Origin of the sequence: Antarcticirhabdus aurantiaca, from assembly GCF_009765365.1 — a bacterium.
GTDB classification, from domain to species: domain Bacteria; phylum Pseudomonadota; class Alphaproteobacteria; order Rhizobiales; family Rhizobiaceae; genus Antarcticirhabdus; species Antarcticirhabdus aurantiaca.
Window position 1 is genome coordinate 205,596 of sequence record NZ_VTOM01000001.1, and the last position, 12,932, is coordinate 218,527.

The window sequence follows — 12,932 nt, forward strand, 5'->3', positions numbered from 1 at the left end:
AGTACGGGAGCGAGGCTCGCGTAAATCGCGCGCGTGCGCCTTGGCCAGCCCTGCGACAGCTCCTAGCTTGTCGCCGAGCTTCGAATCGCTGCCCTGGGAGGCCCGACCTTGACCGACGCGATCGACATCCGCCTGTTTCCCGCGCGCAGCGACAATTTCGGCGTGCTCGTCCACGTTCCCCGGACGGGCGCCACGATCTCGATCGACGCGCCCGAGGAAGCGCCGATCCTCGCGGCCCTCGACGCCGCCGGCTGGCGCCTGACCCATATCCTGACGACGCATCACCACGGGGACCATGTCGAGGCGAACGAGGCGCTGAAGAGCCGCTTCGGCGCGAAAATCGTCGGTCCGGCCGGCGAGCGCGACCGGATCCCCGGCATCGACCGCGCGGTGGCCGGCGGCGAGCGGATCGAGGTCGGCGGCCTCGCCTTCGAGGTGATCGACGTGCCCGGCCACACGCTCGGCCACGTCGCCTATCACGCGCCCGAAGCGAAGGCCCTCTTCGCAGGCGACGCCCTCTTCTCTCTCGGCTGCGGGCGCATCTTCGAGGGCACGCCCGAGATGCTCTGGGCCTCGCTCCAGCGCCTGCGGGCCCTGCCGGACGACACGATGCTCTATTGCGGCCACGAATACACCGCGACCAACGCCCGCTTCGCCTCCGAGGTCGACCCCGCCAACCTCATGCTCCACGAGCGCATCCGCGAGGTGGAAGGGCTGCGCACGGCCGGCCGGCCGACGATCCCCGTGGAACTCGGCCGGGAAAAGCTCACAAACCCGTTCCTTCGCGCCGACGATCCCGATCTCGCCGCGGCCTTCGGCATGACCGGCGCCGAGCCGGCCGCGATCTTCACAGCCCTCCGACAGAAAAGGGACCGCTTCTGATGTCCACCGCCGCCCTCAACATCGTGCGCAAGCTCGGCATGAAGCCGCATCCGGAGAATGGCTGGTACGTCGAGACCTTCCGCGACGAGCGCAGGGACGCAAACGGCCGGGCGCTGTCCTCGGCGATCTACTACCTGCTCCAGGCCGGCGAGACCTCCGAATGGCACCGCGTGACCGACGGGGTCGAGATCTGGCACTGGTATGCCGGGGCCCCGCTCGTCCTCACCGTGTCGGAAAACGGCCACGACGCGGCGGCCCACCGCATCGGGCCGAATGTACTGACGGGCGAGACGCCGCAATTCGTGGTGCCGGCCAATGCCTGGCAGACCGCGACGACGCTCGGCGAGTACACGCTCGTCGGCTGCACGGTGACGCCGGCCTTCGACTTCTCGAGCTTCGAGCTGGCGCCGCCGGACTGGCGCCCGACGCCGCGCAAGGGCGCGACGCGCTGAGCACTCGCGAGGCGGGGGCGTTCAGCCCTCCGCCTCGCACACGACGTCGCCCTCGGGAAGCGTCAGCGTGAGCTTGGCCTCGAACGCGGCGGCGGCGTCGAGCCCGATCGTGCCGAGCACAGCCTCCTCTTTCGGTTTCAGGTCGAAGGTGCCGTTCTGGGCCGAGCGCGAGGCGCCGCCGTCGCTGCGGCTCGTCACCGCGAAGCGGTAGTCGCCGGACACGCTCTTGGCACCGCGCACCAGCGCGTCGAGCTTGAGGAGGCCGTCGGCCCGGCTCTGGCGAACCTCGCAGGTGAGCGGGACCGTTCCCCTTTCGGCGGATTGCGCCTGCGGCCGGGCCGGTACCGGATCGGTTCCCGAGGTCGCGAGCGCGCCGCCGGCGAGGGCCGCGCAGCTCACCGCCAGGGCGAGAACGAGGGAGCGTCGAAGCATGGCGCCTTCCTTTCGGCTGTCGCTGCGGGCCTCAAGGTCCAGCCCCGGATGATGTCGGGGCTAAGCGAGAAGCTGACCGCTGAACGTGGCGCGAACCTTGCGCGAGCATGAACCGGTCGCGACCAAGGGTTCTGCATGCCCCGCTCAGCGGCGACCCTGGATGACGACCGAGGTGTTTCCCTCGCCGGTCTGCACCGTCTGCGCCTCCTGGCCGTCGCCGACCTGGATGGTGGCCGCGGTGTTGTTGTTGCCGGCCTGATCGGTCAGCGAGGCGTTGCCGCGGCCGAACTGCGCGCTGCCCGCGATGTTGCCGCGCCCGGTCTGGATCGTGTTCGAGCTATGGTCGACGCCGTCCTGGCCGGTCACCGACTGGTTGTCGACCCCGTACTGGTCGGTGATGGCGCGGTTGCGGCTGCCGCGCTGATAAGTGTCGGAATAGTTGCGCAGGCCCTGCTGCTGCGTCTGGGCGCCGTTGCCGCGGCCTTCCTGCGTCTGCCACAGGCGGTTGCGCTCGCCGGTCTGGCTCGTGCCGGAGGCGTTGCCCCAGCCGTGCTGCTCGACGATCGTGCGGTTGCCGGCCTCTGCCCCCGACACGACGGCGGTGGCGGCGAGGAACGAGGCGGCGAGGATGGAGGCGAGGCGCGTCATGGAGGCTTCCTTCGGGTGGGACGAGGCGTTTCGTCCGGTGTCGATGGAGCCTGTCTTAAGGAGCGGCCGCTGAGCCGGCGCTGAACGCTGCGGTTGTCTGGCGTTCAGCTTGGATGTCCGGCGCCCGCGATGCGCCGGAAGAGCGGCAGGGCCGCGAGGCCGGCGCCGAGCGCGACGAGCGCCGCGCCGCCGACCAAAGCCGGCGTGAAGGGCGCCTCGCCGAAGGCGACGAGGACGGCGGTGGACAGGATCGGCGCGGCATAGCTCGCGGCGCCGAGAAGCTGGATGTCGCCCTTCTTCACCCCGTAATCCCAGACATAGAAGGCCGCGCCCACCGGCAGGAGGCCGAGAAGCAGGACGACGAGCCATTCCCCGCCGGTGGCGGGCCACACCGTCTCCTCGAAGAGGAGGTGGCAGAGAAGGGACAGGATCGCGGTGCCGGCGCAAAAGCCGGTGACGGCGTCGCTCGGCACGTCCGCTAAGCGGCGCGACAGCAGCGAATAGGTCGCCCAGGTCAGCGCGCAGGCGAGGGCGAGAAGATAGCCGGTGAGGTGGCTTCCCTCCATGGCGAGACCGCCGGCGCGCCCCGCGATGACGAGACCGGCACCGCAGAAGCCGAGAACCGCGCCGGCGATGTGGAACCAGCGCAGCCGCTCGCCCGGCAGCATGGCCGAACCGAGAACGATCAGGAGCGGCCAGAGATAGGCGACGAGGCTCGCTTCCGCCGCCGGCGCGGCGCGAAGCGCGGCGAAGTAGAGCGCGTGGTAGCCGAACAGGCCGCCGACGCCGAGGAGCCACACGGCCGGCGGCTGGCGCAGAACGCCGAGGCTGCCGCCGCGAAGGAGCAGCGCGACGAGCCCGACGAGCGTGCCGATCGCGAAGGTGAGGGCGGCGAGAAGAAACGGCGGCACCGCGCCGCTGCGCGCGGTGAGGAGCGCGAGAACCGCCCACATCAGGATGGCGAGTCCGCCGATGATCGTCGCCATGGCCCGTCCCCGTTCGGTCGTGGCTCGGCAGTTAGAGGAGCTTTGTCACGGAGGCAATATTCCCGTTTGGCGGGCGATCGGCCTCGCCTATTCAGGGCCGGTGGATCCGATCGAAGGAGGCGCGCGTGAAGCGGCGGTTCATCCAGTGCGACGTGTTCTCGGGCGTTCCGGCCCGCGGCAACGGCTTGGCCGTGGTGCTCGACGGGAAGGGCGTATCCGAGGCGGAAATGCGCGCCTTCGCGCGCTGGACCAACCTCGCCGAGACGACCTTCCTGCTGCCGCCGGAGGACCCTGCCGCCGACTATCGCGTGCGGATCTTCACGCCGACGCGGGAGATGCCCTTCGCCGGCCACCCGACGCTCGGCAGCTGCGCGTCCTGGCTGCATGCGGGGGGCAAGCCGAAGAACCAGGGCAAGGTCGTCCAGGAATGCGCCATCGGTCTCGTGGAGATCGACCAGACGGGCCGCGTGCCGGCCTTCGTCGCGCCGCCGACGAGCGTCGAGCCGCTCGGCGAGGCTCGGCTGTCCGCGATTCTCGCGGCTTCCGGGATCGAGGCGGCGCGCGTTCTTCGCAGCGCCTATCTCGTCAACGGCCCGCATTGGCAGGTGCTGGAGCTGGAAAGCGCGGCGGACGTCCTGGCGATCGACGCCGCGCGCCTCGGGGGCTCCGGCCTGCCGGCGATCGGCTTCACCGGCCGGCACGCAGCGGGAGAGACGTGCGACTACGAGGTGCGGATGATCGATGCGACCGACGTGCCGCGCGAGGACCCGATCACCGGCTCGCTGAACGCCGCCATCGCCCGCTGGATGCGCGCCGAGGGCCGTCTGACGGGCCCGGTGACGGTGGCGCAGGGTACGGCGATCGGACGCGTCGGGCGCGTCTTCGTGACCCCCGATCCGTCGGATCCCGAGCGCACCCTGATCGGCGGCGAGACGACGATCATGATCGAGGGTACGCTGGACTTCTGATCCGCCTCAGGCGTCGGCGATGCTCGCCGCGGTGAGCATGAGGGTGCCGACCTTTGTCGGGATGCGCACCTTCACCGGCGCGACGAGGTCGGTGTCGCCGAGCCGGGCGAACCAGATGCGGATGGTCTGGCTCTGGATGTAGCGAAGCCCGCTCGACCCTTTGCGGTAGCCTCCGACCGGCACGACGCGCACGTCGCAGACCGCCGTATTGCCGGTCCAGCCCGAGGCCCTGAAGGGCTCGGTGCCGGCGGGGCTGAGCTTGAGGTCGAGGCGCGACCAGCCGTCGAAGAAGGACACCGTGCGGTTGCAGACCTTGGCGGGATCGACCGGCGCGCGGAAGACCAGGCCGGCCAGCGGGTCGACGACGCTGGCGAGCTGCCCCTTCGTCACCGGCACGTAGTCCTTCGGCAGGTCCTTGCGGAGCTTAGGCGCGATCGTGGCCTGGCGCACCGTGCCTCGGCGCATGCGGATGTCGCTCGACCACTTCTTGCCGTCGCTGGTGTAGTTCAGCCGGTAGCGGTCCGCCTCCAGGCGGCCGTTGCGGATGCGGCCCGACGAGGAGGAGGTGCCGCTCGTCGGCGAGAAGAGGTTGGCCAGCCCCGCCGAGGACAGGTTGCCCGAGACGGAATAGGCGTTGCCGTCCACCGAGGTGGTGAAGGTCGCCTGGCCGACGGACAATCCCATCAGGGATACGGCGTAGCGCGTCGTCACCTCCGTCGAGGCGGCGGCGGCCGGCAGGGGCGCCATGCCCGACAGGGTGAGGGCGCCCGACAGGAGGGCAGCGAGAAGCTTGGGCGTGCGCAAGGGCGATGGTCCGGTCGAGAGGAGGCGCTCTCTATACACGCTACTTTCGCGCGCGACGCGCTTCAATTCGTCGGCATCGGACGAAGCCCGCCTGTTTCCCGAACGCAACAGCGGGGCTCGCCGAAACGACCGAGCGCGGCGCCCCGGTCGGGACGCCGCGCTCGGTCGATGCTGGATGGATCGCGGGCCGGCTTACTCGGCCGGGACCATGGCGCCGCGCGCCGCGTCCTCGGCGGCCGGAGCGGGCAGCTTCTTGCCGCTGAGGGCCGCGTCGAGCTTCTCCTTGTCGAGCGCGCCTTCCCAGCGGGCGACGACGAGGGTGGCGACGGCGTTGCCGGTGAGGTTGGTCAGCGCGCGGCACTCCGACATGAAGCGGTCGATGCCGAGGATCAGCGCGATGCCCGCGACCGGCACGCTCGGCACCGCCGTCAGCGTCGCGGCCAGCGTGACGAAGCCGGCACCGGTGATGCCCGCCGCGCCCTTGGAGGAGAGCATGGCGACGAGGAGCAGCATGATCTGCTCGCCGAAGGACAGGTGGATGCCGGTCGCCTGCGCGATGAAGAGCGCGGCGAGCGTCATGTAGATGTTGGTGCCGTCGAGATTGAAGGAGTAGCCGGTCGGGACGACGAGGCCCACCACCGACTTCTCGGCGCCGGCCTTCTCCATCTTGTCCATGAGGGTCGGCAGCGCGGCCTCGGAGGACGAGGTGCCGAGGACGAGGAGGAGCTCCTCCTTGATGTAGCGGATCAGCGCGAAGATCGAGAAGCCGTTGTAGCGGCAGACCGCGCCGAGCACCACGAAGACGAAGAATGCCGAGGTGACGTAGAAGGTGCCGACCAGCATGGCGAGGTTGACCACCGAGCCGATGCCGTACTTGCCGATGGTAAAGGCCATGGCGCCGAAGGCGCCGATCGGGGCGGCCTTCATCAGGATGCCGACGAGCTTGAACATCGGCGCCGAGACGGCGGTGAGGAAGTCGGTGACGGGGCGGGCCTTCTCGCCGACCATGGCGAGCGAGATGCCGAAGAGCACCGAGAAGAACAGCACCTGGAGGATGTCGCCGCCGGAGAAGGCGCCGACGATTGTCGTCGGGATGATGTTCATGAGGAAGGCGACGATCGACTGGTCGTGCGCCTTGGTCGTGTATTCCTGGATCGCGCCCGGATCCAGGGTCGCCGGGTCGATGTGCATGCTCGCACCGGGCTGGACGAGGTTGCCGATTACGAGGCCGACGATGAGGGCGAGCGTCGAGAAGGTGATGAAGTAGAGCATCGCCTTGCCGGCGACGCGACCGACCTTCTTCAGGTCGGACATGCCGGCGATGCCGGTGGCGATGGTGAGGAAGATCACCGGGGCGATGATCATCTTCACCAGCTTGATGAAGGCGTCGCCCAGCGGCTTCAGGTCGGCACCGAGCTGGGGGTAGAAGTGGCCGAGCGCGATGCCGGCGGCGATGGCCACGAGCACCTGGACGTAGAGCTGCGCGTAGAGCGGCTTCTTGACGGGCGGTTCCGCCGGAGCGTGATGGGCGGGCAGTGAAATGGCCATGCAATCCTCCTCAAACATCGCACGGCAAGGGTGCCGCGCTCCCATCCCCGGCAAGGCTCGCCGGGTCCTGTCCCGATGGATTGCAAAGCCCGTGCCATTCCGCGAACGCAGGGCAGACATGCGGAGACGCGGCCTTTGCGCAGCGGCAGAAAGCTCCAGGAGACAAATCCTGTGCGGAATATCGCACGCATTCTCCGGCGGCTTGTGCGATAATCCGCACATGCATCACCCGGTTTGAGGAGGCTCGACCACGAGATGGGGCGCTTCGATCGCCTTCTGCACCCGCGCCGCCGGCTCGTCGCGGCGCTCGCCGCGCTCGCCGCTTTCGCGCTGGCCGTTGAAGGGGTTGGCCGCCTCGCCGAGCGCTCCGCGCTCGCCAGCCTCGCGGCCGAAGCGCGCTCGGCGCTGCCGCTCGCCAGCTCGGCCCTGCGCGCCGAGATCGACCGCCAGCGCGCCGTGCCGGTGGTGCTGGCCGAGGAAAGCACGGTGCGTGCCGTTCTGGCCGAGCCGACGCCCGAGCGGCTCGCCGGCGCGGACGAACTGCTGCGCCGCATCGCGGACGGCACGCGGGCGAGCGTCGTCTACCTCGTCGACCGCGGGGGGCGGGCGATCGCCGCCAGCAACTATCGCGAGCCCGACAGCTTCGTCGGCAACGACTTCCGCTTCCGCCAATACGTCCAGCGGGCCCTCGCTCTGGGGCGCGCCGAGCAGTACGCGCTCGGCACCGTGTCGCGAAGGCCGGGCCTCTACATCTCCCAGCGCATCGGGACGGCTGATGAGCCGCTGGGCGTCGTCGTCGCCAAGGTCGAGCTCGACCGCGTCGAGGCCGAATGGCGCCAGACCGGCCGGCCGGTCTTCGCCGCGGACGGGCGCGGCATCGTGCTCGCGACGAGCGTGCCGGACTGGCGCTTCCGCACCCTCGAACCCGTCGCGCCGGAGGAAGCGACCGCTTATCGTGAGAGCCTCCAGTTCGGCGAGGCGCCGCTGACGCCGCTGCCGCTGGCGGCGGCGGGCGCGCAGGATCTGGTGCGCCTAGCGGCGGGCAGCGATGCGGGCGCCAAGCCCGGCCGCTACGTCGAGGTCTCGGGCGCCGTCGAGGGCGGGCCGGAGGGCTGGCGTCTGACGATCCTCGCCCCCGCCGGGGCGGCGCTGGCGCAGGCCGGCTTCCTCGCGCGGCTCCTGACCGCGCTGGCGCTGGCGCTGCTCGCCGCCGCCGCCACCTTCGTCTGGCGCCGGCGCACGCGCGAGGCGCGGCGGCGGGCCGAGATGGTCCGCAACGCCGCGGCGCTGGAAGCGCGCGTCGCCGAGCGGACGACGGAACTCACCGAGGCCTATCGCGACCTTCAGCGCGAGATGGCCGAGCGGCGCGAGGCTGAGGCGAAGACGCTGCGGCTGCGCGACGACCTCGCCCAGGCCAATCGGCTGGCAACGCTCGGGCAGATCGCGGCCGGCGTCGCCCACGAGATCAACCAGCCGGTGGCGGCGATCCGCACCTATGCCGAGAATGCCGGCCGCTTCCTCGACGTCGGCGAGCCGGACACGGCCCGCGCCAACATGGGCACCGTGGTCGGCCTGACGGCGCGCATCGGCGCGATCACCGAAACGCTCCGGGGCTTGGCCCGCCGCGCCCGGCGCCCGAGCGAACGGCTGGCGCTGTCGGAGGTCGTCGACGGCGCGCTGACGATTCTCGACAGCCGCATCGCCGAGAGCGGCGCGACGGTGGAGCGCGTGGGCGAGGCGGCCTTGCGCGTCGAGGCCGACCGGATCGGGCTGGAGCAGGTGCTGGTGAACCTCCTGCGCAACGCCCTCGACGCGCTGGCGGGAACGCCCGAGCCGCGCATCCGCATCGAGACCGGCGGCGGGGCGGGCGTCGCGCGGCTCACCGTGTCCGACAACGGGCCGGGCTTGGCTCCCCAAGAGGCCGAGCGCCTGTTCACGCCCTTTTCCACCTCGAAGCCGCAAGGCCTCGGCCTCGGCCTCGTCATTTCCCAGGACATCGTCACCGAGCTCGGCGGCCGCCTCACGGCGGGCACCGGGCCCGACGGGGGCGCGGCCTTCACCATCGAGCTTCCGGAGGCGGGATCGTGATGCAGAACGAGCCGGTCGAGGTGCTCTTCGTCGACGACGAGGAGCATCTGCGCATCGCCAACGCGCAGAGCCTGCAGCTCTCCGGCTTTCGCGCGACGCCGCTCGGGAGCGCCGTGGAAGCGCTGGAGATCCTCTCCCCCGACTTTCCCGGCGTCCTCGTCACGGACCTGCGCATGCCCGGCATGGACGGCATGGCGCTGTTCCGGCGGGTGCTGGCGATGGATCCGGACCTGCCGGTGATCCTCGTCACCGGCCACGGCGACGTCGAGACGGCGGTGGCGGCCCTGAAGGAGGGCGCCTACGACTTCATCGCCAAGCCGTTCTCGGGCGATCGCCTCGCCGAAAGCGTGCGCCGCGCCGGAGAGAAGCGGCGGCTCGTCCTGGAGAACCGACGGCTGACGGAGGCCGCGAGCCGCGTCGACGAATCGCTGCCGCTGATCGGCGAGACGCCGGCGATCCAGCGCCTGCGCGCGACGCTGCGCCAGATCGCCTCCGCCCAGGTCGACGTCCTCGTGGAGGGCGAGACGGGATCGGGCAAGGAGGTGGTGGCGAGCCTGCTGCATGCCTGGAGCGAGCGGCGCGCCCGGCCCTTCGTCGCGCTGAACTGCGGCGCGCTGCCCGAAACGGTGATGGAGAGCGAGCTTTTCGGCCACGAGGCCGGCGCCTTCACCGGGGCGCAGAAGCGGCGCATCGGGCGCATCGAGCATTCGAGCGGAGGGACGCTGTTTCTCGACGAGATCGAATCGATGCCGCCCGCGCTGCAGGTGAAGCTCCTGCGCGTCCTGGAAACGCGCAGCGTCGACCCGCTCGGCACCAACCAGGCGCGGTCCGTGGACCTGCGCGTCGTCGCGGCGGCGAAGGTGGACCTCGGCGACCCGGCGCAACGCGGCACCTTCCGCGAGGACCTCTACCACCGCCTCAACGTCGTGACGCTGCGCATTCCCCCCTTGCGCGAGCGGCGCGACGACGTGCCCCTCCTGTTCGCACACTTCCTCGCCCGCGCCGCGACCCGCTTCGGCCGGCCGGTGCCGACGATCTCGGCGCAAGGCCTGCGCTACCTGCGCACCCACGACTGGCCCGGCAACGTGCGCGAGCTGACCCACCACGCCGAGCGCGTGGTGCTGGGTCTGGCCGACATCGACGGCGAGGGAGACACGGCCGCGCCCGCGGCACCCGCCTCGCCGGGCGCGAGCCTGCCCGAGCGCGTCGAGGCCTATGAGGGGGAGCTGATCCGCCAGGCGCTCACCGACAACGGCGGCGACGTGCGCTCGACGATCGAGGCCCTCGGCATCCCCCGCAAGACCTTCTACGACAAGCTCAAGCGCCACGGCATCGAGCGGCGGGGCGGGTGAAGCGGGGAGCCTCGCTGGACCGCAAGGGCGAGTTCGCCCGAGCCGGTCGAGGGCGAGCATGAGATGCGCGGGAAACGATTGCGAGGCTCTCGCCCTCTGGTAAGTCTTGCAGGATGCCGATCCCGCTCGCCGCCGGACTGTCCTACCTGCCGCACACCAATCGCGAACTCGGCCTGATGTTGGCGGGGCGCAAGCCTCTCACGGTCTTCAGCGACGGCGTCGTATGCTTTCCTGACGTCGTTCTTCGCGACCTTCGCCGGTTCGAGCCGCACGTGGCGCAAGGACGGATCGTGCGGTCCGATCACGTGTCGGAACCGAATTGGATGAACGACCACCACTTGGCGCGGGTGGCCGAGTTGGAGGCTCGCGCTGTCACTGCCGCGAAGCCGACGGACTGAACACGGGCACATGCGGCGCGGCGGTCATGGGCAGCAGGCCGGCGAGGCGCGGGTCCTCGGCGATCTCGATCGCCTGGGAGACCGGCTGGAAGCCGGAGCGGCGGTAGAAGTCCAGGGCGCGGGGATGGTCGAGCGTGTTGGTGTGGAGGAAGAAGCGCTCGATCGGACGGGCGAAGGCTTCCGGGATCGCGCGATTCATCAGGCGGCGCGCCTGGCCGGAACCGGTGAGATGGGCGGAAACGCCGAAATACACCATCTCGCAGGCGGTCCCCATCCGGAAGTCGAGCTCCGCCATGCCCTCGGCCCGGCCGTCGATCTCCAGGACGAGGAGGCGGATGTCGGGATGGTCGAGGAGCTCGGCGAGGCGCGCCGGTGAAAGAACCAGGCGACCGTACCAGAGGTGGTCGGCGCCGATGCGCCGGTAGAGGTCGAGGTACCAGTCGGCGGCGGGCCGCTCGACCATGCGGATCGTGCCGGGAAGGGCAGGCGCCTCGGCCCGAGCCGGGGCGGGCGCACGCATTTCCAGGAAGGTGGCGATCGCCGCGATCCGGCCCGCCGGAATGGCCGCCAGGGCATTCGCCTCGTTCGTCGTCGCCATGCTGCCGTCCATGTCCTCGTCGCGCGATCCAGGCTGTGGATCGGATCGCAGGAAAGCCATCGCTCGGCCGGGGTCAACCGTCGCGGAGCGCGGGCGGTTGGTGATCGGCCCGCGGCGCGTTCGGCTTGACGCTGGGCGGCCCCGGGACTATAGGGTCGAGCCAATTTCCGATCATGCCCGTTGCCTTATGATCGACCCGCCGAGGCGGCGGCGCACGAGGTCGGGCGCATTGAATAGAAGAAGGTGCTCCCATGTCGCGCGTCTGCGAACTCACCGGCAAGGCCGTCCTCACCGGCAACAACGTCAGCCACGCGAACAACAAGTCGCGTCGCCGCTTCCTGCCGAACCTGTGCTCGGTCACGCTGATCTCGGACGCCCTCGGCCAGCGCTACCGCCTGCGCGTCTCGGCCAACGCCCTGCGCTCGGTCGAGCACCGCGGCGGCCTCGACGCCTTCCTGCTCAAGGCGGGCGAGACCGAGCTGTCGCAGCGCGCCCGCCTGCTGAAGCGCCAGATCGCCAAGAAGGTCGCGGCCGAGGCCGGCGCCGAGACGCAGGCGGCCTGAGGCTCCACGCCTTTCGCATTCGAATCGTCGCGGCTCCGCCGGCTTGATCGCCGGCGGGGCCGCTTTCCCTTGGGCGCCATTCCGGCGCGACGCTGGTGCCATCTCCCAGCGACACCAAAAAAATGGATCGCACCGATGCGCGTCTATCTCCTGCCCGTCGCCGCCATGGCGCTCGTGGTCCTCGCCTCCAACATCCTCGTCCAGTTCCCCATGGCCGGCCATCTCGGCTCCCTGGCACTGGGCGACCTCCTCACCTGGGGCGCCTTCACCTATCCCTTCGCCTTTCTCGTCACCGACCTGACGAACCGCCTTCTCGGGCCCGTCGTCGCGCGGCGCGCGGTCTATGCCGGCTTTGCGGTGGCCGTCGCGACGTCGATCCTGGTGCCGCCGATCCTGTTCTCGTTCGGGCTCCTGCCCTTCGAAACGGTGGGCGAGCGGCTCGCGCGCATCGCGGTGGCCTCGGGCACGGCCTTCATCATGGCGCAGCTCCTGGACATCACCGTCTTCAACCGGCTGCGCCGCGGCTCGTGGTGGAAGGCGCCGATCGTCGGCTCGGTGGCGGGCTCGGTGGTCGACACGGCGATCTTCTTCACCGTCGCCTTCTCCGCCGCCTTCGCGTTGGTGGGGCCGGGCGACGAGTTCGCCACGGCCGCGGCGCCGCTGCTCGGGCTCTTCCCGACCGCGGAAGCGCCGCGGTGGGTGTCCTGGGCGCTTGGCGACCTTTGCGTGAAGCTCCTCATCGCTTTCGTCGCGCTCGTTCCATACCGGCTCGTCATCGGCATGGCGCTGCCGCCGCGCGAGATCAACGCGGCGGCCTGAGGGCAAGGGAGAGGCGCGATGTCCGCCGTTCGGATGAAGGGTGCCGTGCCGATCCTGCGCCAGTTCGACGAGGACGCGGCCTTCGCCTTCTATCGCGACTATCTCGGCTTCACGGTCAATTGGACGCATCGGTTCGAGGCGGACCTGCCTCTCTACGCTCAGGTGTCGCGGGACGACCTCGCGCTTCACCTGTCCTGGCACCACGGCGACGCGACGCCGGGCTCGGCGGTGTTCCTGCCGATCTCCGGCATCGATGCGTTTCGCGCCGAACTCTCGGCCAAGGCCTATCGCAACGCCCGTCCGGGAATCGAGGACGCGCCCTGGGGCGCCCGCACGATGACGCTGCTGGACCCCAGCGGAAACCGCCTCCTGTTCAACGACAAGGGATGACGCG

General features: G+C 70.5%; 15 protein-coding genes. 9 read left to right on the forward strand and 6 right to left on the reverse strand.

The features are described 5' to 3' along the window. Nucleotides 1-108: 108 nt before the first annotated feature. Together gloB and FZN60_RS01030 are read left to right on the forward strand one after the other, a co-directional pair. Complete coding sequence (gloB, locus tag FZN60_RS01025; RefSeq protein WP_158870148.1) at nucleotides 109-882, forward strand: hydroxyacylglutathione hydrolase; 774 nt, start codon at nucleotides 109-111, stop codon at nucleotides 880-882. Then, nucleotides 882-1,334, forward strand: coding sequence for a cupin domain-containing protein (locus FZN60_RS01030; RefSeq protein WP_158870150.1), 453 nt, complete (start codon nucleotides 882-884; stop codon nucleotides 1,332-1,334). Before gloB ends, FZN60_RS01030 begins: the two co-directional genes overlap by 1 nt. Nucleotides 1,335-1,355: 21 nt before the next feature. On the opposite strand, the gene csgH is transcribed toward FZN60_RS01030, so the two are convergent. The 3 genes from csgH to yddG all read right to left on the reverse strand — a co-directional run bounded on the left by csgH (nucleotide 1,356) and on the right by yddG (nucleotide 3,400). Further along, complete coding sequence (gene csgH / locus FZN60_RS01035) at nucleotides 1,356-1,766, reverse strand: curli-like amyloid fiber formation chaperone CsgH (protein ID WP_158870152.1); 411 nt, start codon at nucleotides 1,764-1,766, stop codon at nucleotides 1,356-1,358. Between the two features lie 144 nt (nucleotides 1,767-1,910). Continuing rightward, on the reverse strand, nucleotides 1,911-2,414 hold the full coding sequence (locus FZN60_RS01040; RefSeq protein WP_158870154.1) for a curlin-associated protein: 504 nt from the start codon (nucleotides 2,412-2,414) through the stop codon (nucleotides 1,911-1,913). A gap of 104 nt (nucleotides 2,415-2,518) precedes the next feature. After that, nucleotides 2,519-3,400: an aromatic amino acid exporter YddG gene (gene yddG / locus FZN60_RS01045; RefSeq protein WP_246726511.1), complete on the reverse strand. Its 882-nt coding sequence runs from the start codon at nucleotides 3,398-3,400 to the stop codon at nucleotides 2,519-2,521. 125 nt (nucleotides 3,401-3,525) lie between these two features. On the opposite strand from yddG, the gene FZN60_RS01050 reads away from it, so the two are divergent. Then, complete coding sequence (locus FZN60_RS01050) at nucleotides 3,526-4,368, forward strand: PhzF family phenazine biosynthesis protein (RefSeq protein ID WP_158870156.1); 843 nt, start codon at nucleotides 3,526-3,528, stop codon at nucleotides 4,366-4,368. Nucleotides 4,369-4,374: 6 nt separating this feature from the next. Here FZN60_RS01050 and FZN60_RS01055 read toward each other — a convergent pair whose 3' ends face one another. Beyond that, entirely contained in the window at nucleotides 4,375-5,172 is a 798-nt protein-coding gene (locus FZN60_RS01055) for a DUF3108 domain-containing protein (RefSeq protein WP_158870158.1), read from the reverse strand. A gap of 192 nt (nucleotides 5,173-5,364) precedes the next feature. Beyond that, complete coding sequence (locus FZN60_RS01060) at nucleotides 5,365-6,720, reverse strand: dicarboxylate/amino acid:cation symporter (RefSeq protein WP_158870160.1); 1,356 nt, start codon at nucleotides 6,718-6,720, stop codon at nucleotides 5,365-5,367. A 255-nt stretch (nucleotides 6,721-6,975) separates the two neighbouring features. On the opposite strand from FZN60_RS01060, the gene FZN60_RS01065 reads away from it, so the two are divergent. The 3 genes from FZN60_RS01065 to FZN60_RS01075 all read left to right on the forward strand — a co-directional run bounded on the left by FZN60_RS01065 (nucleotide 6,976) and on the right by FZN60_RS01075 (nucleotide 10,558). Continuing rightward, nucleotides 6,976-8,808: a sensor histidine kinase gene (locus FZN60_RS01065; protein ID WP_158870162.1), complete on the forward strand. Its 1,833-nt coding sequence runs from the start codon at nucleotides 6,976-6,978 to the stop codon at nucleotides 8,806-8,808. Beyond that, entirely contained in the window at nucleotides 8,808-10,160 is a 1,353-nt protein-coding gene (locus FZN60_RS01070; protein ID WP_158870636.1) for a sigma-54-dependent transcriptional regulator, read from the forward strand. The genes FZN60_RS01065 and FZN60_RS01070 overlap by 1 nt, the downstream gene beginning before the upstream one ends. 113 nt (nucleotides 10,161-10,273) lie before the next feature. Further along, entirely contained in the window at nucleotides 10,274-10,558 is a 285-nt protein-coding gene (locus FZN60_RS01075) for a hypothetical protein (protein WP_158870164.1), read from the forward strand. Here FZN60_RS01075 and FZN60_RS01080 read toward each other — a convergent pair. After that, on the reverse strand, nucleotides 10,533-11,156 hold the full coding sequence (locus FZN60_RS01080) for a GNAT family N-acetyltransferase (protein WP_158870166.1): 624 nt from the start codon (nucleotides 11,154-11,156) through the stop codon (nucleotides 10,533-10,535). The two genes, FZN60_RS01075 and FZN60_RS01080, sit on opposite strands and share 26 nt — an antisense overlap. Before the next feature lie 251 nt (nucleotides 11,157-11,407). Between FZN60_RS01080 and rpmB the strand changes: the two genes are divergently transcribed. The 3 genes from rpmB (at nucleotide 11,408) to FZN60_RS01095 (ending at nucleotide 12,928) form a co-directional block, all read left to right on the forward strand. Further along, entirely contained in the window at nucleotides 11,408-11,719 is a 312-nt protein-coding gene (gene rpmB, locus FZN60_RS01085) for a 50S ribosomal protein L28 (protein ID WP_158870168.1), read from the forward strand. A 135-nt stretch (nucleotides 11,720-11,854) separates the two neighbouring features. Then, on the forward strand, nucleotides 11,855-12,538 hold the full coding sequence (locus FZN60_RS01090; protein WP_158870170.1) for a queuosine precursor transporter: 684 nt from the start codon (nucleotides 11,855-11,857) through the stop codon (nucleotides 12,536-12,538). 18 nt (nucleotides 12,539-12,556) lie between these two features. Next, nucleotides 12,557-12,928 (forward strand): glyoxalase superfamily protein, encoded by a 372-nt coding sequence (locus FZN60_RS01095; protein WP_199266449.1) that lies wholly within the window; start codon nucleotides 12,557-12,559, stop codon nucleotides 12,926-12,928. Nucleotides 12,929-12,932: the final 4 nt, after the last annotated feature.